Consider the following 20,400-nt stretch of genomic DNA (forward strand, 5'->3'; position numbering starts at 1 on the left):
ATCGTGTCTATGATCACTATTACTGAAAACGCTCAGCAGCACTTTAGCAAGCTACTTGCTCAGCAGCCTGAGGGTACTAATATCCGTGTTTTTGTTGTAAACCCAGGCACTCAAAGTGCTGAATGTGGCGTATCCTACTGCCCACTAGATGCGGTTGAAGCAAGTGATACGGAAATGAAACTTGAGCTATTCTCGGCTTTTATTGATGAATTAAGCCTCACCTTCCTTGATGACGCTGAAATCGATTTTGTCACAGATAAAATGGGCTCACAGCTAACATTAAAAGCGCCTAACGCCAAAGTGCGTAAAGTCGCTGATGATGCATCATTGATTGAACGTGTTGATTACATTCTACAGACTCAAATCAACCCGCAACTTGCTGGCCATGGTGGTAATGTTTCATTGGCTGAAATCACTGAAGATGGCGTTGCCATTCTACAATTCGGTGGTGGTTGTAATGGTTGTTCAATGGTTGATGTCACATTAAAAGAAGGCATTGAGAAAGAACTATTAGCACAATTTGAAGGCGAATTAACGGGCGCACGTGATATTACCGATCACGCCCGTGGCGATCACTCTTACTATTAATCGTTTCGAGCCACTTATTGTAAATAGCAAAAAGCCGCATCAAAATGCGGCTTTTTTATTAGTATTCATTATGATCAGAGGACAGTAATAGTTACCCGCCGTTTTCCCCAATTTTTTGCAGCCCTAACATTTTTACCCATATAGATATCAATTTTACGACTCCAACGGTGATGCATTTTATCTAGCACCACGTACTCACCGGGTAAGCCTGAAATTTTCACTTTAGAACCACGCTTTAAACCCATTTTTAGTAAATCACGGGAAACAGCGATGGCTTTCATGCCGGGTTTTAAACGATCGCCCCAAGCCGCTATGCTAGGGCTGGAATCTGTTTGAGTTGATACTGAATTATATGCTGTTGCTGTAACATTCAATTTTTTAAAGCTACTAGCATAACTATGAACACTGAAGGTTAAACTCAGCACCAGTAATAAATAACCTATAATCTTAGTTGTCATTCGCACCACCTGGATAAGAAGTGAACGCATTTAAGCAAATCACAATCATGATTGGAAGCCTTTTTTGTACAAAAAATCATCAATACTGTTCACTGTAATGATAAGTGGTTGTTTATTAAGTATGCGGTAAAAATATATTTTTTCGCCATAAAGAAATGAAGATCACCGCTAATATCAGCCCTCGCAATGCCATAAAACCGATCATTGCCGCCCACAATGCATGATTTCCATAACTACTCATTGACCACCAAATAGCAAAAAATCCACACGTTGCTAAGAACATACTATTACGCATATCTTTGCCACGAGTAGCACCAATAAAGACCCCATCTAATAAAAAACACCACATCGCCACTAAAGGCACTGCTGTTAACCATGGTAAATACTGGTCGGCTTGCTGCTGTACTGCTGGAATATCAGAAACAATACCAATAATTTGTGTACCAAAGAGTACAAAAATAACGGTTAATACTAATGATATCAATAAACTCCAAAATGTCGTCCCAACTAAATAGCGCTCAAGTTGACCCTTATTTCCTGCACCAACAGCTTTGCCCACTAACGCTTCCATCGCATAAGCAAAACCATCCATTGCGTAAGAGACCAACATTAAGAAACTCATTAATACCGCATTCGCTGCCACCACATTATCGCCTAAGTGTGCCCCTTGAAAGGTCATAAAAACAAAGGTGGCTTGTAAACATAAACTGCGTAAAAAGATATCGCGATTAAGCTTCAGTAACCGTCCCATACCATGACGCACACTGGCCAACTTTTGTTTTAATGGTGGTAAACCTAACCGTAACCATTGTTGAGCAACAAACCATAATCCTAATATCATGCCACTATAATCGGCAATGACAGACGCAGCTGCCGCACCTTGTACTTTCCATCCAAAATCAAGCACAAATATTAGATCTAGCGTTATATTGACGACGTTCGTTACAATTAATAACCACATTGGTAATTTGGCATTCTGCATTCCAAGCAGCCAACCCATGATCACAAAATTAGCTAAAGCGGCGGGAGCACCCCAAATACGAATTGAAAAATATTGTGCGGCATACAGTTTTACTTCACTGCCTGCGCTACTAAAATGAAAAATAACTTGGCTCACTGGCTGGTGCAATGCCACTAACACCACGCCAAATAACCAAGCAAGTGCCATACCTTGGACAAAAATTACCGCTTGTGCATCTTTGTTAGCACTACCTTGCGCTTGTGCAGTAATGCCCGTGGTCGCCATCCGTAAAAAACCAAGCAGCCAAAAGGTCACATTAATCATGGTGCCGCCAACAGCCACACCACCTAAATACCATGATTTATCAAGATGACCAATAACAGCAGCGTCAACCAAGCCCAGTAAGGGTACGGTAATATTAGATAACACCATTGGCAGTGCTAACGCAAAAACTTGGTAATGTAATGCTTTATCTTTTAATACAGCCAGCACACTCGTCCCTTACTCAAGGTATAAACTAAGAGGTTAGTGTACCTATTTGAAGAGAATGACAACAGTCTGATTTTGATACTAAAATATCAGTTGATCCCATTAGGAATGTACTAATGTCCACGAAAGCCACCAATGATCAACTAACAGCACCACAAATAAGGTTAATAAATGCCAAATAGAATACTTAAATGTTGCCCATGCATGCCCTTCCGTATCAAAAAATTTCAGCTTAATGGCATAACCAATAAAACCGAGGTTTAACATGCTACTGCCAATTAAATAAATTCCACCACTCATACCTGTTAGCCACGGTAACAACCCCACCGCAAACAACAATAAGGTATAAAACAACACCATGGTTTTAGTGTATTCAATACCATGCGTCACTGGCAGCATTGGAATGCCCGCTTTAGCGTAATCATCACGCCGATGAATCGCTAAAGCCCAAAAGTGTGGTGGCGTCCATGCAAACACTAGCATCACTAATAGCAGCGCATAAGGATTCAAACTTCCCGTCACGGCTGTCCATCCTAATAAAGGTGGAGCTGCTCCAGCTAAGCCGCCAATCACAATATTTTGCGGTGTTGCATGTTTTAGCCATACCGTATAAACCACCGCATAACCAACTAAACTTGCCATCGTCAGCCATGCTGTTAATGGATTAAGCTGCCACAATAAAATAAATCCTGACACCATTAATACACATGCAAACAACACTGCTTTGGAGGTCGCTATGCGCCCTTTAGCTAACGGCCGATGATAAGTACGTGTCATCTGAGCATCAAAATGACGATCTAATATATGGTTAAAAACAGCGGCGGCTGCTGATTGCAAACCAATACCAGCGAGTCCGAGTACCACAACATAAATAGTTGGTACGGTTGGCACAGCAAGACACATTCCCACTAAAGCGGTAAGCAATAACATCGCTACCACTTTGGGCTTTGTCATTGTGAGATAATCTCGCCACACTGCAGTCGTGACGGTTGAAGTACTTAAACGATCAAGCCATTGTGATTTATCCATGTCATTTATCCTCCTTCAATAGCGGCGATATTGCTGTGATTGTCGATAGCCAGCACCAACACGATAGCTAACAGTGACCATCATCACTAATAATCCTAGACCTGTGACGTTATGTGCTACGGCTACAGCAAGAGGTAAACTTGCAACAACATTAGTCACCCCTAATGCAACTTGCAGCGTCAGCAATAATACTAACCCCCAGCTATAACGTCGTAATATCGGCTGTAACCAACATAACCATGCCATAGCTAATACGACAACGGTCGTTACCATCGCACCTATACGATGCACAACATGAATTGACACTCGCTGCCCATAATCAAGCACCCCATATTGATAACTATCATGTTGCGGCGGTACTAATAAAAAGGCTTTACTATCAAATAACTGTTGCCAATTAGCTTCACAAATAGGTAATTGAGTACACACCAAAGCAGCATAATTAGCCGCCGTCCAACCCCCTAATGCAACTTGGGAGATAACCACAATAACACTAACAATTGCCGCTATTCGCAGCCGATATAATGGTTTTATTCCAATCTGAGTCATGCTTACAGGTCCAATATGAAGCTGTAACCGTAATAACCACAGCAAGCTCACAATGGTAAAGCCCCCTAATAAATGCGCCATCACTACCACCGGCATAAGCACTAATGTCACCGTCCACATACCTAATAGTGCTTGAATAATCACGGTGATGAGTAGCAATAATGGTAATAGTTTTGGTCGTGATAGTTGTCGCCACGCCATAATATTGATCGCTAAAATGAAGATACCTAACGTGCCTGCAATATAACGATGCAGCATTTCATTCCATGCTTTTTGAGGCTCAAGTGGCGTTTGAGGGAAAAATTTAGTGGCAGTTTGTTGTTCAAGTGCCGTTTGAGGTACAGTTAAAAAACCGTAGCAACCCGGCCAATCAGGACAGCCAAGCCCGGCTTCAGTCAATCGAGTAAAAGCACCTAATGCCACCACGGCTAGCGATAACACAAAACTAAAACTGACTAAATAAAAGAAGTATCGATCATTCTTGTTGGTGAGAATCATTTGTTATCCTCCATAATAACAGCAATGACTTAGCCAATTTTTGAGACTTTTAATAACCTTTTTAAATCACGTAACACATCTTTACCTTGCATTAAAATGGCCTTTTCGCCAACAACTAAGGGGTAAGCCATCAGCATATTACCGTGAGGGTCTGCAATATAAATCGAGGTTAAACCATATTCTAATTGGATTAACTGTTGACGTAATAACCCACTCACTTGGCGCAGTTCTAACCCTTGTAATAATGCGTTTGAGGAGGTCGGTTGATCCGCAACAAGGACAACACTTTGTAACCGCACACTATCAGCACCCGCAGCTTGTGGTACTTGGCGTAAATTAAATAAAGCCCCTTGGCAACGCTCATCACACGTTGGCGGCAACCAATAAATTAATTGCCATGTTTGTGGCTTTGAAAATGCAGTCACTGTTATTGCAGGCTGTAAAAGTTGACCTCGGTTAGTCACCCCGCCTTGATACCATTGCTGCTGCAATATCAATTTCGCAATAATAATCGGTAATGCAAACACAACTGCAACCATTAACAATAAGTGATATTTATTCATACTTCGCGCTCCTTGCGTAGCCATAATAAAGAGATAACAACCACCGCAGTCGCTAATAAAAACCACTGTATCGCATAACCATAATGTTTCTTAGGGCCCATCACGACAGGTTGCCATGTTTGAGTTAACGCTATCGGACTTGAGGCTGATATTTGAATAACCCACGGCAACAGTGGTTGTTGTAATTGCAGAGCGAGCCTATCTAATTCAATATTTTGTACCCGTAAAGGCCACTGCTCATCGGTGTTATCGGGTTTAAACTGTAATAATTGCTGAGCGGGAGCTATCACACCACTAATCACCTTTCGCCCATTAAGTTGCGGTAATTTCGGTAATATTTCACGGTATAGTGGTGCCGCAATCCAACCGACATTGACTAACACTTGTTGCTGTTGACTAATGAAAGGTAAATAAAGGTGATAACCCGGTCGACCACGAAACAGTTGATTATCTAACAATATTGGATGTTGATTATCAAATTCCCCTTCAAGGGTAATGCTATGCCATAAGGGTTCAACAGGGAGTTGTGCTAAATCAACAACCCTCATTTGTTGCCGATCTTGAATTTGTGATTGCAGCTGTTTTTTTTCATCAGCACGACTCAGTTGCCACCAGCTAAGTTTGAGTAACAAACTCACCACCGCAATAGAAAAAAGAATAAAAGCGATAGTTCGCATTATTACACCCCCCCCCTTTTTATTACTAATAGTGAAAACCCGCTATGCTTAAATAACCACAAAGGAGCAACTAACATGCTAATAAAAATGTTATTTATCGTATTGTTACTCTTAATGGTGATTCACTTGTTCCGTGCGTTACCATCCATCATTAAAGGCCAATCATCACGCCCGTTATCGCATTATCTTGGGCATCGATTACTGATTGCAGTGATACTATTTGGACTGGTGGTTATTGCTTTACTGACTGGTATTATTCAACCGAATCCAAGCCCCTACACGCTCTAACTTATTGAGCGATTAATATTTATTTGATCATTAACCGCTTATAAAATATAAACAAACACAAACAAGCATAACCACACCACATCAACAAAATGCCAATACCAAGCCCCAGCCTGAAAAGCAAAATGGTGTTGAGGGGTAAAATGACCTTTTAACACTCGACACCAGACAATGAATAATACAATCGCACCTAAGGTGACATGCACACCGTGAAATCCAGTTAACATAAAGAAGGTATTGCCGTAGACACCACTTTCTAAACGTAGATTCAACTCATGATAAGCATGGATATATTCCACGGCTTGTAGGTAAACAAACACCCCACCAAGTAATACGGTGACCAATAAAAACAGGCTTAATCGACGCCGTTGATTATTTTCTAACGCAAGATGGGCAATATGCAGGGTTATTGATGAGGTAAGCAGAATAATAGTGTTATATAACGGCAATCCGATCGGCCCCATAGCTTGAGTTTCAGTGCCATCAGGAGTAACAACAAGCGGCCAATCTGCGATAAAATCAGGCCATAATACAACGTTGGTCATTGCATTATTACTGGCACCACCTAGCCATGGCACCGCAATCATTCGAATATAAAATAGCGCCCCAAAAAATGCCCCAAAGAACATCACTTCAGAAAAAATAAACCAACTCATGCCCTGTCGAAATGACCGATCCATTTGAGTGCTATATAAGCCGCCCATCGATTCAGTGATCACATCACGAAACCAACCCGTTAGCATCAGTAAAATTAACCCAACCCCAGTTAATAAAACCCATGGTCCTTGGCCTGCCAGTAAATCACCGACTGTCGCACCTGCACCTAAGGCAATTAAAAATAATGCCACCGCACCTAAAATAGGCCAACCGCTAGCCGCAGGAACATAATATTCATCAGAACTGGCTGCCGTTGATTGCTTAGGATCATCATAAGAGTTCGACATCTTTCACCTCATTCTCTTGCTCATTGGATTGAGTAATGGGTTGCACATCAGGGGTTACGTCATAAAGCGTATAGGCTAATGTCAGTATCTTAATATCACGCGGTAAATCAGAATCGACATAAAACACCAACGGCAACTCAGCTTGTTCTCCTGCCGCTAATGGCTGATGGTTAAAACAAAAACATTCAATTTTATTAAAATATTTTGCCGCAATTCCTGGTGATACTGAAGGTACAGCTTGTCCAATTGAAGCCTGTGAATTAAGATTTTTAGCATCATATTTAATGATTGTCGTCTCCCCTGGGTGAACATCTACTTGAGTCACCTGTGGCGTAAATTGCCACTTCACATTCGGGTTTATATAAGCAACAAATTCAACCGTCACGGTTCGACTGCGATCAATATTGTCGCTAGCCTTTGTTGGTGTGGTCGCTGTTTTGCCATTAATCCCCGTAATGTCACAGAAAACGTCATATAACGGCACTAGCGCAAACGCAAATCCAAACATAGCTATTGCTGCAAATACCAAGGCAATCACGGAGCGTTTTGATTGCGGTTCCATATCAGCCTCCGTTAATCAATCTTGGGTGGCGTTGAAAAGGTATGATATGGCGCGGGAGAAGGCACCGTCCATTCGAGCCCTTCCGCCCCTTCCCACGGCTTTGATGCCGCTTTTTCTCCGCCTCGAATACACTTCACCACTACCGCGACAAATAACAATTGTGATAAACCAAATAAAAACCCACCGATGCTGACCACCGCATTGATATCAGCAAACTGCAACGCATAATCAGGAATTCGACGCGGCATCCCCGCTAATCCGAGAAAGTGCATTGGGAAAAATAAAATATTGACTGAAATTAATGAACACCAAAAATGCCACTGCGCTAAACGTTCATTGAACATATACCCAGTCCATTTTGGTAACCAATAATAAGCGGCCGCCATAATCGAAAAGATCGCGCCAGACACCAACACATAATGAAAATGTGCCACCACAAAATAGGTATCATGATATTGAAAATCAGCTGGCGTGATCGCCAACATCAGTCCAGAAAAACCACCGATGGTAAACAACACAATAAACGCAATCGCAAATAGCATCGGCACTTCAAACGTCAGCGATCCACGCCACATGGTTGCCACCCAGTTAAACACTTTCACCCCTGTCGGCACCGAAATCAGCATGGTGCAATACATGAAAAACAGCTCGGCCGCGACAGGCATGCCAGTAGTAAACATATGGTGCGCCCATACCAGAAAACTCAATCCAGCAATCGAAGCGGTGGCATACACCATTGAACTATAACCAAAGAGTTTTTTACGCGAAAATGCAGGGATAATTGCCGAAATAATACCGAAACTTGGCAAAATCATAATATAAACTTCAGGGTGACCAAAAAACCAAAATATGTGCTGGAACATGACGGGATCACCACCACCAGCGGCATCAAAAAAACTGGTACCGAAGTATTTATCGGTTAAGACCATGGTTACCGCACCGGCTAACACTGGCATTACCGCTATCAATAAAAAAGCGGTGATTAACCATGTCCACACAAATAACGGCATCTTCATATAAGTCATACCGGGAGCGCGCATATTGATAATGGTCACCACCACATTAATCGCCCCCATGATCGAACTGATGCCCATAATATGAATCGCAAAAACAAATAATCCAGTACTGGCCGGGCTATAAGTCGTCGATAATGGCGCATAAAATGTCCAACCAAAATTAGGCCCGCCCCCTTCCATAAATAGCGTCGACAACAACAGACTAAAAGCAAATGGTAGGATCCAAAAACTCCAATTATTCATTCGTGGTAGTGCCATGTCTGGCGCACCAATCATTAACGGAATCATCCAATTAGCTAAACCGGTAAAGGCTGGCATTACCGCACCAAAGACCATAATCAAACCATGAACAGTGGTCATTTGATTAAAAAAATTAGGTTCAACCAATTGTAACCCTGGCTGAAATAACTCAGCACGAATTACCATTGCCATCGCACCACCAATAAAAAACATCGATAAGCTAAATAACAAATAAAGCGTACCAATATCTTTATGATTAGTGGTAAATAGCCATCGCTTAATCCCTTTCGGTGGATGATGCTCATGGTGATCAATAGTGGGTTGTTGATGCAATATATCCGTCATGCTGATAATTCCTTATAACTACTGTCCGTTTTTAATTGCCTGAATATCAGCCGCTTGTACGGTTTCTCCAGTATTATTACCCCAAGCATTACGCTCATAAGTAATCACGGCCGCTAACTCTTTAAGACTTAATTGCGGACCAAAAGCTTGCATCGCGGTTCCGGTACTGCCATGTACCACAATCTTGATATGTTCAATTCGACGTTGCGGATTAATCGAAATGCCTTCAGCCGCTAACGCAGGAAAAGCCCCCGGAATCCCTTTACCATTAGCTTGATGACACATTGCACAGCGGTTGTTATAGGTTTTTTCACCAAGTGTCATTAGTTCATCCATTGGCATGGTCATGTCTAATAATTGTTGTTCTTGCTCACTCGCTTGACGCTGACTGGCTTGGGTTTGTTGCAACCATTGATCGTACTCAACTTGTGTTTTTGCAATGACCACAATCGGCATAAAGCCATGATTTTTACCACACAACTCTGCACACTGGCCGCGATAAATACCCGGCTTATCAATACGTGTCCATGCTTCATTAATAAAGCCAGGATTAGCATCTTTTTTAACGGCAAAAGCAGGTACCCACCAAGAATGGATAACGTCTTGTGAGGTAATTAAAAAGCGGATTTTTTTGTTAATCGGCACCACTAATGGGTAATCGACTTCTAATAAATAATTGGCTCGTTTAGGTTGTTGGTTATCAATTTGAGCAGCACTGGTCGCTAGGTGTGAATAAAATTCAACATCTTGATCAAAATAGCGGTAATGCCATTTCCATTGCGAACCTGTCACTTGAATAGTGAGATCTGATTTTGAAGGGTCTTCCATTGCAAGTAGGGTTTTTGTGGCCGGAATAGCCATCGCAATTAAGATAATAAAGGGGATCAGTGTCCAAATAATTTCGACTTTGGTACTTTCATGAAAAGAGGCAGCAACAGCACCTTTAGATTTTCGATGATGGAAAATAGACCAAAACATGGCCCCAAACACCACCACACCGATAGCGATGCAGATATAAAGAATCGTCATATGTAAGCCAAACACATCTTGGCTTATTGCAGTAACGCCCCGCGTCATATTGAGTTGCATTGTTTCACTCAACAATGGGGATGAAAATATGATTAATCCACAACTACCGATCAGTTTACGTATCATCGTTCTGACCTCCTTTGTCGGCAACATCTCGCCTTACACAGCACATGCAGCGACAAATTGATCCACCCGCAGCAAAGCTAAAATAACATTCCTCTATGTTTAACTTAGGCACTAAACAGTAATAGCGCAAAAAAATACTCATAAAAAATTACTAACAAACTACTAGATAAGCTAATGATATAAGGAAGAAAATAATTACTCACCATTTTAAAGACAAAAAAAAGCGCAGCTTATGCGCTACGCTATTTGGTGTTTACTCAATCTGTCGTTAGCGGATCTTTACATCCAGTCAGCGGTACGAATCACGCCAACAGCAATACCTTCAATGGTCAGGCTTTGATGTTCTAAATTAACTTCAATGGGTGAAAACTCTTCATTTTCAGCATGAAGCAATACTTTAGCACCTTGTTTATCAAGTCGCTTAACGGTCACTTCATCATCAACTCGAGCAACAACCACTTGGCCATTATGTACATCTTGGGTTTTATGCACAGCAAGTAAATCACCATCCATAATACCAATATTCTTCATACTCATACCATTGACGCGTAATAAGAAATCCGCGCGAGGTTTAAATAAGCTTGGATCCACCTCATAATGAGCTTCAACATGCTCTTGCGCCAAAATTGGCTCACCAGCAGCTACTCGGCCAATTAAAGGTAACCCTTTTTCATCTGCTGCATCGTCCGCAATTAATAAACGGATCCCTCGTGATGCACCAGGAATAATTTCTAATACACCTTTACGGGCTAAAGCTTTTAAATGTTCTTCTGCTGCATTAGCAGAGCGGAAGCCAAGTTCGCGAGCAATTTCAGCTCGTGTCGGTGGCATTCCAAAGTCATCGATTTTTGTTTTGATTAAATCAAAGACTTGTTGTTGTCGCGGCGTTAACGGCTTCATGAGTCACCTGTCTTTTTATACAGTTGCTGTGAGTATATCCAGTGTTCAGAGACAATAAAAGCCAATTGTTTACGAAAACAGCAATTTGAGTAGGAATTCAAAGCCATTCAGTAACTTGGCTAAAAAAAATATAAAACTATTATTTACAGCAATAATTCTAACAGAATCAATCATCTTTCATTAACTGGTCATGCCAGATCGATTTTCAATCCAAAAGTTGTTATAAAAATAAACCATGACTTAGTCAAAAAAGTGGTATTTTAAGCTTTATTTACCGCATATCTCTTGCATGAAAGCGGCATTTTTCTGCTGTTGTGCGGCGTATTTAGATTCAGAGGCTAATTATATCTATGTCAAGCGGGCAAAAAATCTATCAACAATTATTAAAATTGCCACTTTCTATATTGGTAAAACCTCATTCGATCCCATCTGATCCAGTTGCTGACTTAGAACTCGATTTAGCACGCCCAATCGTCTATATATTGCCGTACCGTTCTAATACTGATCTATTAACTCTACGTAGCAGTGCACTCGCATCAGGCTTACCAGATCCATTATCGCTATTAGAAATTAATGGCCAATCCTTTCCTCGCTTTGTTTGTGTTGCTGAAAATCCAAGTGTATTTGGTAATAAAACTGGTTTACCACAAGACTCAATCACGCTTTTTAGTGACTTATTGGAATTACATAAACAAGACAGTGAATTAAATATCCAATTAATTCCAGCCTCTATTTTATGGGGTCGCGCGCCGGGTAAAGAATCAAAAAACAAACCTATTCTACGTCCTCTTAATGGCCCTAAAAAAACCTGGGCGATTGTGGGTCATGGTCGCGATTGTTTAGTCCGTCTAAGTACACCAGTATCTTTACGTTATATGGCAGATAATCACGGTACTGATGATGCCATTGCACAAAAATTAGCACGAGTAGCAAAAATTCACTTTTCGCGCCAATTACTAGCAACCTCAGGTCCTCGTCTGCCGGATCGTAAACAACTTTTTAAACGTTTATTAGCATCGAAAGCGATTGATAAAGTCGTACAAGAAGAAGCATTAAGCCGTCAAGTTCCCGTTGAAAAAGTGCGTCGTGAAGCGATTGCAATGATGGAAGAAATTGCAGCAGATTTCTCTTATCCATTAATTAAAAATGGTGAGCGTTTCTTAGGCTGGTTATGGAATAAACTTTACCAAGGCCTCAATATCACCAATGCGCAGCGTATTCGTCGATTAGCGCAAGATGGGCATGAAATTGTCTATGTTCCTTGTCACCGCAGTCATATGGACTATTTGTTACTGTCTTATGTTCTGTACCAAGAAGGTTTAGTACCACCGCATATTGCCGCCGGTATTAATCTTAATTTCTTCCCTGCCGGCCCTATCTTCCGCCGTGGCGGTGCATTCTTTATTCGTCGTAGCTTTAAAGGCGATCGTCTTTATTCAACAGTTTTCCGCGAATATCTAGCACAGTTGTTTGCTAAAGGTTATTCGGTTGAATATTTCAGTGAAGGCGGCCGTTCTCGTACAGGACGCTTACTTCCTGCCAAAACGGGCATGCTATCAATGACCATCCAAGCAATGTTACGTGGCTTAAATCGTCCTGTAACCTTGGTACCCGTTTATATTGGTTATGAGCACGTAATGGAAGTGGGTACGTATGCCAAAGAGCTACAAGGCAAACGTAAAGAAAAAGAAAATGTTGGCCAAGTACTGCGTACCCTACGTAAATTACGTAATTTTGGTAAAGGCTATGTCAACTTTGGTGAGCCGTTATCACTTAATCAATATTTAAATGATAACGTGCCTGACTGGCACCAAGACATCAACCCGATAGAACCCCAACGTCCAAGCTGGCTCTCTCCGGTCGTGAATGATTTAGCGGTTAAGATGATGACCCATATTAATGATGCCGCAGCGACTAATGCACTAACATTATGTGCGCTGGCACTATTGTCATCACGTCAACGGGCATTAAGTCGCAGTTCATTAGAACAACAAATTGAGTGTTACCTTGAACTACTGCGTAATGCACCATATTCAAAACATTGCACCACACCAAAAGACAATGCTACTCAATTGGTCGATCATGCAATTACCATGGACAAGTTCTTGGTCGAGCGTGACGTATTAGGTGAAATCATCTCGCTTGATCGTGAACAATCAATCTTGATGACTTATTACCGCAATAACATTATTCACTTGTTTGCGCTACCATCATTAATTGCCCATATTGTGATCCAACAGCAAAGCCTAAATCGTGCTGAGATCCATCAAAAAGTTGAGTTATTGTATCCGTTCTTAAAAGCTGAATTATTTTTACGCTTTGATGCCGAACAGTTACCACTAGAAATTGATCGTTTAATTGCAGAATTAGTACGTCAGCGATTGTTGCTACTTGATGGTGACACTATTGCGATTAATAATACACGCATTGGTCCATTACAGCTCCTAGCTCGCACTATTACTGAAACCTTACAACGTTACGCAATTGCGTTGACACTACTTAATGCTGAACCGCAATTACCTAAAACCGATTTAGAACAACAGAGCCAAGTACTTGCTCAACGTTTAAGTCGTTTACATGGTATCAATGCGCCCGAATTTTTCGATAAAGGGGTGTTTAGTACGCTAGTGAAAACATTACGTAATGAAGGCTATCTCAATAAGGAGTGCCATGCTGTTACTCAACCGGTTGAAAAACTTGCTGATTTATTAACGTCATTAGTTTCACCTGAAGTAAAATTAACCATTCAAGCCGTTATGCAGCCAGATGAAGAACGGATAAACGACTAATGGTTCGCCACAAAAAAAGCGCCTAACGGCGCTTTTTTTATGCTTCAAGATTAATGACTACCCATTACCACTTATTACCATAATACACTTAAGCTAATACCGATAAATATCACCATTCCAACGTAATTATTATTTAAAAATGCTTTAAAACATTGCTCACGTTGACGGCCTTGAATCAGCATTTGTTGGTAAACAAACAAAGCTGATGCTAATAATAGCGCCCAATAATAACCTTGATTTAATTGTAAAATACCACCGATAGCAATCAGTAACATGATTGTTGCTAGCTGCAATATTCCAATAATTAATTTATCAAACCGACCAAAAAGAATCGCGGTAGATTTAATTCCAACCTTGATATCATCATCACGATCAACCATTGCATACAGCGTATCGTAAGCAACCGTCCATAAAATATTAGCAACAAATAACAACCATGCCACAGTGGGTAATCCACCTGATTGGGCAGCATAGGCCATTGGAATTGACCAACCAAAAGCAGCGCCCAAGACTAACTGCGGTAAATGGGTATAGCGCTTCATAAACGGATAAGATGCAGCCAATATTACGGCTACCACTGACAACATAATAGTCAGGTTATTCATGGTGAGTACTAATAAAAACGACACTAACACCAATAAAATAAATAGCCCCAGCGCTTCGCGTTCAGAGACTTTTCCTAATGGCATTGGTCTATTAGCAGTCCGCTTTACATGACCATCAACATTGCGATCTGCAAAATCATTAATCACACATCCAGCGGCACGCATAAACACCACCCCAAGCACAAACACCACCAACACATCTGATTTAGGAAAGCCATCTCCAGCCAAAAATAACGCCCATAAGGTTGGCCATAATAATAATAAACTGCCAATTGGGCGATCAAAACGGGCTAACTGCCAAAAAGCTCTGGCCTTGGTTATTTCTAACATCCTTTTTCCTTAGCATATACTGGCGATTCGATTAAGAATAACTCCGCCACCAGCATTGGCTTTTCATTGATCCATAATCGCGAACGTCGCGCCCATCGAGGCTGTTGCTGAGTACCAAGATTGGCAACTTCCAAAGCATCACGGCGTGAATTTTTATCATTAAAGACACGATACCCTAACGGAATATCACCTAAATCGACGAGGTCTTGTTCCTCACCACTTAAGGTTGTCATTGGGATCAACGTTCGCGCAAATACCCATGGTTGTTGATCACCATAAAGCATTACTTCTCGTTCTAAACAATCACTATCACCTACAAGTTGCCGTTCCATAACTGACAGATGACTGTTGCTAATCATTGTCTGAGCTAACACTGTCACGGTAAAATGTTGACAATATTGTGCCAATCGACGTGACAATGATTCAGACTCTAGCAACCAGGCTCCATGTGATGTTTGTTCTAATGCCCATGATTGTACCGAGTACCATTTAGCACTTTGAATCAATGGACTGTACAACTGTTTGAATTCCGACATTTTTTATACTACAAAATTAACAAAGACGTGATCAAAAACACTTGGTTGAAAGCAGTTAATTTATTACCATATTGATCTGCTATTGTAGCAAGAGGTAACGAGTTCGAATATCGTTAACCGTGGTAGATTACACCTAGTTGCGTCTAAATGTCCCTAACTGCATGAGTATCATGATGAAAAAAACTGTTTTTGTAGCTTGTTTCTTGATGGTGATAACATTACTGTCGCCAATCACTTATGCAAAACAGCCCACTAGCGATCCAACCCAATCAAATATTGGTTATTACACCTTAACACCAGATATCACTACCAACTATGTCATTAATGATTCTCGATTAGGGTATATTCAGTTGCGAGTCGATTTAATGCTGAAGAATAACAATCAATTAATGAATATTAAGCATCATGATCCTTTGATCCGTGACGCTATAATTAGCATTATTAACCAACAATCAGAACAACAAATAAAATCATTAACTGGCCGTGAAAAAATTCGTCAATTAAGTAAACAAAAAATCAACCAATTATTACTTGTCGAGACAGGCCATACTCCAGTCAATGAACTTTTATTTACTAAATATTTATACCAATAATAACGCCCATAAAAAAAAGCGCCCATCGGCGCTTTTTATTGAAATGTTTACCATAAAGATAATAATGGCTATGCAGCCGCAATTACCGTTTGTGCTTGATGATCAATAATATAATCACCAATTAATTGTTGCTGTGATGGCGTTAAATACAAACCTAGTTTACTGCGACGCCATAGCGCATCCGTCGCTGTTTGTACAAATTCATGCGCTATTAAATAATCAAGCTCACACTGATAAACCCCTTCACCAAAATGCTGTCCCATCTCAGCTTCGGTGGTAATTCCTGCCAATAACGTCTTGGCACGAATACCATAATTGTGTGCTATGCGCTGACAAGTAAATTCATTTAACCACGGATACTGTTGTTGTAGCTGCGTTGCTAACTTATCGCCATCAAAATCAGCACTGCCACCAGGTAAGTAGCTATCTTTGGTCCAAGAAGGACCCATGTTAGAATAAAACGGCGCTAATTTAGCTAATGCTGATTCTGCCAACTTACGGTAGGTAGTGAGCTTACCACCAAACACAGAAAGCAAAGGCGCTTCATCTGCTTGCTGCTCTAACTCTAAGGTATAATCACGCGTTACCGCTTGTGGTGAATCGGATTCATCATCGCACAATGGTCTAACGCCACTCCAATTCCATACCACATCTTCCCGCTGGCATTGATGCACAAAATGGTTGTTATACACCTTCAATAAATAATCAATTTCTTGATCATCAATGGCGACATCACGCGGATCACCATGATATTCAACATCGGTAGTACCAATCACAGAGAAGCGATCTAAATAAGGGATCACAAATACAATTCGATTATCTTCGTTCTGAAGAATATACGCTTGCGGCTGCTCATGCACCCGCGGCACCACAATATGGGAGCCTTTAATTAATCGAATATTGCGTGGTGATTCTAAATCTGTACTGTGATCATAAAATGATTTCACCCATGGTCCAGTTGCATTCACTAGCCCATGAGCACAACGTTGGAATGTTGCGCCCGTTACAATATCTTTAATAGTCACGCGCCAAATATCCCCTTCTCGAACGGCTTTTTCAACCCGACAACGGTTACGCACTTCTGCGCCATATTTTGCGGCTTCCATCGCATTTAAAATCACTAATCGCGCATCATCAACCCAACAATCAGAATATTCAAAACCTTGTTTAATCGTAGGTACTAATACCGAATCAGCACCAAATGATAATCCTTTGCTGGCTGGTAAGGTGGTGCGTTTACCCAAGTGATCATATAAGAATAATCCAGCACAAATCATCCATGCAGGACGTAAATGCGGCTGGTGTGGCAGTCGAAATCGCATTGGTTTAGCAATATGAGGCGCTTTTTTTAGTAATACTTCTCGCTCAGCTAAGGCTTCAGCCACTAACCGAAATTCATAATGCTCAAGATAACGCAAACCACCATGAATTAATTTTGAACTGGCTGATGAGGTCGCTGATGCAAAATCATCCGCTTCATAAAGACCAACACTCAACCCGCGACCCGCGGCATCAGCAGCAATGCCAGTACCATTAATGCCGCCACCAATCACAATTAAATCTAACGTTTGACTATTTTCGAGGCCGCTTAATGCTACTGTCATAATGTTCACACCTATTCAATCAAACATAACAAAACGAACTATAAATGTTCGTTCGAAAGTAATTAATTTAATAATAGCGTATATATTGATCTAATCCAGCATTAGTTAACATTGTTATGACAAAAATTTGATCATTACCGCAAACTTAATGCTTATAACAATTACAAACCAAAAAAAACGGGCTTCTATTTAAAGAAGCCCGTTATTTAAGTCTCTGGTTATCGATATAATGATTTACGCTACCACCTCAAAATGGATTTCATTTTCTTGTAATCGCTCAACCAAACTGAGTGGGGGTAATTGATCAGTGAATAACATATCAATTTGACTAATATCACCTAGATTTACCATCGCATTACGACCAAACTTAGTGTGATCAACGCCTAACATCACACAACGGCTATTCTCAATAATCGCTTGTTTAACCCGAACTTCATGGTAATCAAAATCTAATAATGAACCATCAAGATCAATACCACTGATACCCAAAATACCGAAATCTAATCGAAATTGTGATACAAAATCGAGCGTTGCTTCACCTACAATACCGCCATCACGATTACGTACCTCACCACCAGCTAAAATCACTCGAAAGTTTTCTTTAGCCATCAGTAAGCTAGCAACATTAAGGTTATTAGTTACGATCCGTAAATCGTTATGATTCATTAATGCGCGCGCCACCGCTTCTGGCGTAGTACCTATATCTATAAATAAGGTTGCACCGTCAGGAATATGGCTCACTAATGCTTTGGCTATGCGGTCTTTCTGCTCTAACTGTAAGACCTTACGAGTGGTATAAGCCGTATTAACTGAACTGGAAGGGACGGTTGCACCGCCATGATGACGACGAATTTTATTTTCATCGGCCAGCTCATTAAGATCGCGGCGAATCGTTTGTGGGCTTACATTAAAACGCGCCACAAGATCGTCAGTACTGACATATCCCTGGCCCATAACTAAATCAATAATTTCTTGATGACGTTTACTTTGCTTCACGGCTGGAAAGCTCCTATCTATACCTGCCATATTCAGCAATGAAAGGTAATAAAAACAAGGCTCCGCCAATGCGAAGCCTTTTTATATTACTCACAGCTTTACCAAGAAGCCAAACTTAATCAACCATTTTGCTGTTGTAACTCAAGTTGCTGCTTCTGATAGGCCTTCTTTTCACCAATCATAGTGATAATAAAGAAGAAAATAGCTAACACACAAGAACCGGTTAGAACCATAAAGCCGCCATCCCAACCAAAATTATCTACCGTATAACCCAGTAATGCATTCGCTGCTACTGCACCACCTAAATAACCAAATAACCCCGTTAGCCCAGCCGCAGTACCTGCTGCTTTTTTAGGTGCAAGCTCTAACGCATACAAACCAATCAACATCACAGGACCATAGATTAAGAAGCCAATCGAGATCAATGCCATCATATCAATAGTCGGATTACCCGGAGGATTAAGCCAGTACACCAATACTGCAACAGTCACTAGCACCATAAATAAAATCCCTGCTGGTGCTCGACGACCTTTAAATAGCTTATCGGATATCCAACCACATAATAATGTACCGGGGATCCCTGCCCACTCATAAAGGAAATAAGCCCATGATGATTTATCGACGGTAAAGCCTTTCGCTTCGCCTAAATACACTGGTGCCCAATCTAATACGCCATAGCGAATCAAATAAACAAACGCGTTCGCAATCGCAATAAACCACAATAATTTATTATTAAAAATGTACTTAAAGAAAATTTCTTTGGCGGTCATCTCTTCTTCAAAAGATTTATCATAGCTCTCAGGATAATCGTCTTTGTATTCTTCAATCGGTGGTAAGCCACAAGACTGCGGTGTGTCACGCATCACTAAGATAGTAAATCCCGCAACTAATAGCGCAAAAAAAGCAGGTACATAAAACGCTGAACGCCAATCATCATTAAACGCCCATAAACCAAATAAGAACAATGGGCCAATTAAGCCACCACCGACGTTATGAGCCACGTTCCAGACCGAGACTAACCCACCTCTTTCTTTATGTGACCACCAGTGCACCATGGTTCGCCCACAGGCTGGCCATCCCATCCCCTGAAACCAGCCATTTAAAAATAACAGCACAAACATCGCGGTAATACTGCCAGTCGCCCAAGGCATAAAACCAAAGCACAACATCACTATCGATGACAATATCAATCCCGAGGCTAAAAAGAAGCGAGGATTGGATCTATCTGACACATTCCCCATTAAAAATTTAGATAAGCCATAAGCAATTGATACTGCCGCTAACGCAACCCCTAATTCACCGCGGCTATAGCCATATTCTTCAATCAAATAGGGCATCGCTAGCGAAAAGTTTTTACGCACTAAATAGTAACCAGCATAACCAAAAAAAATACCTACAAACAATTGCCACCGCAACCGCTTATAAACTGGATCGATACTTCCATCAGGCAAGCGCTGTTTATGCGCTTCAGGGGTAAATAAACCAAACATAAATGTTCCTTTCTGTTATCTCACTGCTGTAGGGCATCGAGTACCATTCGCGCATCACAATACGCTGTGGCATCTTATAGATACTATTTTTACAATCCCACGCTATAAACGATCGTTTTATTTTCGATGTCGCTCAAAACGAGACTGATTATTGCGCGAATGAATAATTAAAAATGTGAAAACAGTCAAAGACAGACG

The 20,400-nt window shown here is 41.0% G+C and carries 20 protein-coding genes; 4 read left to right on the top strand and 16 right to left on the bottom strand.

Features of this window, described 5'->3' with window-relative positions:
• A complete protein-coding gene (gene nfuA / locus GLP24_RS09940; RefSeq protein ID WP_167388531.1) occupies positions 1-588 on the top strand; it encodes a Fe-S biogenesis protein NfuA in 588 nt (195 codons plus the stop codon).
• 74 nt (positions 589-662) lie between these two features.
• On the opposite strand, the gene GLP24_RS09945 is transcribed toward nfuA, so the two are convergent.
• The 6 genes from GLP24_RS09945 to GLP24_RS09970 all read right to left on the bottom strand — a co-directional run bounded on the left by GLP24_RS09945 (position 663) and on the right by GLP24_RS09970 (position 5,812).
• Positions 663-1,046, bottom strand: coding sequence for a 3D domain-containing protein (locus GLP24_RS09945; protein WP_101768145.1), 384 nt, complete (start codon positions 1,044-1,046; stop codon positions 663-665).
• A 115-nt stretch (positions 1,047-1,161) separates the two neighbouring features.
• Positions 1,162-2,499, bottom strand: a complete 1,338-nt coding sequence (gene dinF / locus GLP24_RS09950; RefSeq protein ID WP_232583757.1) for an MATE family efflux transporter DinF — start codon at positions 2,497-2,499, stop codon at positions 1,162-1,164.
• Between the two features lie 99 nt (positions 2,500-2,598).
• The gene (gene cyoE / locus GLP24_RS09955; protein WP_232577382.1) at positions 2,599-3,525 is read right to left on the bottom strand and encodes a heme o synthase; all 927 of its coding nucleotides are present in this window, start codon (positions 3,523-3,525) and stop codon (positions 2,599-2,601) included.
• A 15-nt stretch (positions 3,526-3,540) separates the two neighbouring features.
• Positions 3,541-4,572 (bottom strand): COX15/CtaA family protein, encoded by a 1,032-nt coding sequence (locus GLP24_RS09960; RefSeq protein WP_232615941.1) that lies wholly within the window; start codon positions 4,570-4,572, stop codon positions 3,541-3,543.
• A 29-nt stretch (positions 4,573-4,601) separates the two neighbouring features.
• Complete coding sequence (locus tag GLP24_RS09965) at positions 4,602-5,135, bottom strand: cytochrome oxidase (protein WP_221943634.1); 534 nt, start codon at positions 5,133-5,135, stop codon at positions 4,602-4,604.
• Positions 5,132-5,812 carry an SURF1 family protein gene (locus GLP24_RS09970; RefSeq protein ID WP_232615942.1) on the bottom strand — a complete coding sequence of 227 codons (681 nt, stop codon included), beginning with the start codon at positions 5,810-5,812 and terminating at the stop codon, positions 5,132-5,134. Before GLP24_RS09970 ends, GLP24_RS09965 begins: the two co-directional genes overlap by 4 nt.
• A 75-nt stretch (positions 5,813-5,887) precedes the next feature.
• Here GLP24_RS09970 and GLP24_RS09975 point away from each other — a divergent pair, with 75 nt between their 5' ends.
• A complete protein-coding gene (locus tag GLP24_RS09975; RefSeq protein WP_221943633.1) occupies positions 5,888-6,100 on the top strand; it encodes a DUF2909 family protein in 213 nt (70 codons plus the stop codon).
• Positions 6,101-6,138: 38 nt separating this feature from the next.
• Here GLP24_RS09975 and GLP24_RS09980 read toward each other — a convergent pair whose 3' ends face one another.
• The 5 genes from GLP24_RS09980 to lexA form a co-directional block, all read right to left on the bottom strand.
• A complete protein-coding gene (locus tag GLP24_RS09980; RefSeq protein ID WP_232615943.1) occupies positions 6,139-7,041 on the bottom strand; it encodes a cytochrome c oxidase subunit 3 in 903 nt (300 codons plus the stop codon).
• Positions 7,025-7,603, bottom strand: coding sequence for a cytochrome c oxidase assembly protein (locus tag GLP24_RS09985; RefSeq protein WP_232615944.1), 579 nt, complete (start codon positions 7,601-7,603; stop codon positions 7,025-7,027). The genes GLP24_RS09980 and GLP24_RS09985 overlap by 17 nt, the downstream gene beginning before the upstream one ends.
• Before the next feature lie 11 nt (positions 7,604-7,614).
• Positions 7,615-9,204 (bottom strand): cytochrome c oxidase subunit I, encoded by a 1,590-nt coding sequence (ctaD, locus tag GLP24_RS09990; protein ID WP_232577388.1) that lies wholly within the window; start codon positions 9,202-9,204, stop codon positions 7,615-7,617.
• 18 nt (positions 9,205-9,222) lie between these two features.
• On the bottom strand, positions 9,223-10,359 hold the full coding sequence (gene coxB / locus GLP24_RS09995; RefSeq protein WP_232615945.1) for a cytochrome c oxidase subunit II: 1,137 nt from the start codon (positions 10,357-10,359) through the stop codon (positions 9,223-9,225).
• A gap of 279 nt (positions 10,360-10,638) precedes the next feature.
• Positions 10,639-11,259, bottom strand: a complete 621-nt coding sequence (gene lexA, locus GLP24_RS10000; RefSeq protein ID WP_101768155.1) for a transcriptional repressor LexA — start codon at positions 11,257-11,259, stop codon at positions 10,639-10,641.
• Positions 11,260-11,609: 350 nt separating this feature from the next.
• Here lexA and plsB point away from each other — a divergent pair, with 350 nt between their 5' ends.
• Positions 11,610-14,048 (top strand): glycerol-3-phosphate 1-O-acyltransferase PlsB, encoded by a 2,439-nt coding sequence (gene plsB / locus GLP24_RS10005; protein ID WP_232615946.1) that lies wholly within the window; start codon positions 11,610-11,612, stop codon positions 14,046-14,048.
• A 74-nt stretch (positions 14,049-14,122) separates the two neighbouring features.
• Here the strand turns inward: plsB and ubiA are convergent, their stop codons facing one another.
• The gene (ubiA, locus tag GLP24_RS10010; RefSeq protein ID WP_232613073.1) at positions 14,123-14,983 is read right to left on the bottom strand and encodes a 4-hydroxybenzoate octaprenyltransferase; all 861 of its coding nucleotides are present in this window, start codon (positions 14,981-14,983) and stop codon (positions 14,123-14,125) included.
• Positions 14,977-15,519 carry a chorismate--pyruvate lyase family protein gene (locus tag GLP24_RS10015; RefSeq protein ID WP_101768158.1) on the bottom strand — a complete coding sequence of 181 codons (543 nt, stop codon included), beginning with the start codon at positions 15,517-15,519 and terminating at the stop codon, positions 14,977-14,979. Before GLP24_RS10015 ends, ubiA begins: the two co-directional genes overlap by 7 nt.
• 170 nt (positions 15,520-15,689) lie before the next feature.
• Here GLP24_RS10015 and GLP24_RS10020 point away from each other — a divergent pair, with 170 nt between their 5' ends.
• Positions 15,690-16,112 carry a flagellar basal body-associated protein FliL gene (locus GLP24_RS10020; RefSeq protein WP_101768159.1) on the top strand — a complete coding sequence of 141 codons (423 nt, stop codon included), beginning with the start codon at positions 15,690-15,692 and terminating at the stop codon, positions 16,110-16,112.
• A 68-nt stretch (positions 16,113-16,180) separates the two neighbouring features.
• Here GLP24_RS10020 and glpD read toward each other — a convergent pair whose 3' ends face one another.
• From glpD to glpT, 3 genes are all read right to left on the bottom strand, one after another.
• Positions 16,181-17,716, bottom strand: coding sequence for a glycerol-3-phosphate dehydrogenase (gene glpD, locus GLP24_RS10025; RefSeq protein ID WP_232615947.1), 1,536 nt, complete (start codon positions 17,714-17,716; stop codon positions 16,181-16,183).
• 234 nt (positions 17,717-17,950) lie between these two features.
• Complete coding sequence (locus tag GLP24_RS10030; protein ID WP_101768161.1) at positions 17,951-18,712, bottom strand: DeoR/GlpR family transcriptional regulator; 762 nt, start codon at positions 18,710-18,712, stop codon at positions 17,951-17,953.
• 119 nt (positions 18,713-18,831) lie between these two features.
• The gene (gene glpT / locus GLP24_RS10035) at positions 18,832-20,202 is read right to left on the bottom strand and encodes a glycerol-3-phosphate transporter (protein WP_101768162.1); all 1,371 of its coding nucleotides are present in this window, start codon (positions 20,200-20,202) and stop codon (positions 18,832-18,834) included.
• Positions 20,203-20,400 lie beyond the last annotated feature (198 nt).

This window comes from Photobacterium carnosum (assembly GCF_021236965.1).
Taxonomy (GTDB): Bacteria; Pseudomonadota; Gammaproteobacteria; order Enterobacterales; family Vibrionaceae; genus Photobacterium; species Photobacterium carnosum.

Excerpts from the sequence above, each read along its gene's own strand:
- GLP24_RS09945 (WP_101768145.1), bottom strand. The coding sequence starts at position 1,046 with ATGACAACTAAGATTATAGGTTATTTATTACTGGTGCTGAGTTTAACC.
- cyoE (WP_232577382.1), bottom strand. The coding sequence starts at position 3,525 with ATGGATAAATCACAATGGCTTGATCGTTTAAGTACTTCAACCGTCACG.
- GLP24_RS09960 (WP_232615941.1), bottom strand. The coding sequence starts at position 4,572 with ATGATTCTCACCAACAAGAATGATCGATACTTCTTTTATTTAGTCAGT.
- GLP24_RS09965 (WP_221943634.1), bottom strand. The coding sequence starts at position 5,135 with ATGAATAAATATCACTTATTGTTAATGGTTGCAGTTGTGTTTGCATTA.
- GLP24_RS09970 (WP_232615942.1), bottom strand. The coding sequence starts at position 5,812 with ATGCGAACTATCGCTTTTATTCTTTTTTCTATTGCGGTGGTGAGTTTG.
- GLP24_RS09975 (WP_221943633.1), top strand. The coding sequence starts at position 5,888 with ATGCTAATAAAAATGTTATTTATCGTATTGTTACTCTTAATGGTGATT.
- GLP24_RS09980 (WP_232615943.1), bottom strand. The coding sequence starts at position 7,041 with ATGTCGAACTCTTATGATGATCCTAAGCAATCAACGGCAGCCAGTTCT.
- GLP24_RS09985 (WP_232615944.1), bottom strand. The coding sequence starts at position 7,603 with ATGGAACCGCAATCAAAACGCTCCGTGATTGCCTTGGTATTTGCAGCA.
- ctaD (WP_232577388.1), bottom strand. The coding sequence starts at position 9,204 with ATGACGGATATATTGCATCAACAACCCACTATTGATCACCATGAGCAT.
- coxB (WP_232615945.1), bottom strand. The coding sequence starts at position 10,359 with ATGATACGTAAACTGATCGGTAGTTGTGGATTAATCATATTTTCATCC.
- lexA (WP_101768155.1), bottom strand. The coding sequence starts at position 11,259 with ATGAAGCCGTTAACGCCGCGACAACAACAAGTCTTTGATTTAATCAAA.
- plsB (WP_232615946.1), top strand. The coding sequence starts at position 11,610 with ATGTCAAGCGGGCAAAAAATCTATCAACAATTATTAAAATTGCCACTT.
- ubiA (WP_232613073.1), bottom strand. The coding sequence starts at position 14,983 with ATGTTAGAAATAACCAAGGCCAGAGCTTTTTGGCAGTTAGCCCGTTTT.
- GLP24_RS10015 (WP_101768158.1), bottom strand. The coding sequence starts at position 15,519 with ATGTCGGAATTCAAACAGTTGTACAGTCCATTGATTCAAAGTGCTAAA.
- GLP24_RS10020 (WP_101768159.1), top strand. The coding sequence starts at position 15,690 with ATGATGAAAAAAACTGTTTTTGTAGCTTGTTTCTTGATGGTGATAACA.
- glpD (WP_232615947.1), bottom strand. The coding sequence starts at position 17,716 with ATGACAGTAGCATTAAGCGGCCTCGAAAATAGTCAAACGTTAGATTTA.
- glpT (WP_101768162.1), bottom strand. The coding sequence starts at position 20,202 with ATGTTTGGTTTATTTACCCCTGAAGCGCATAAACAGCGCTTGCCTGAT.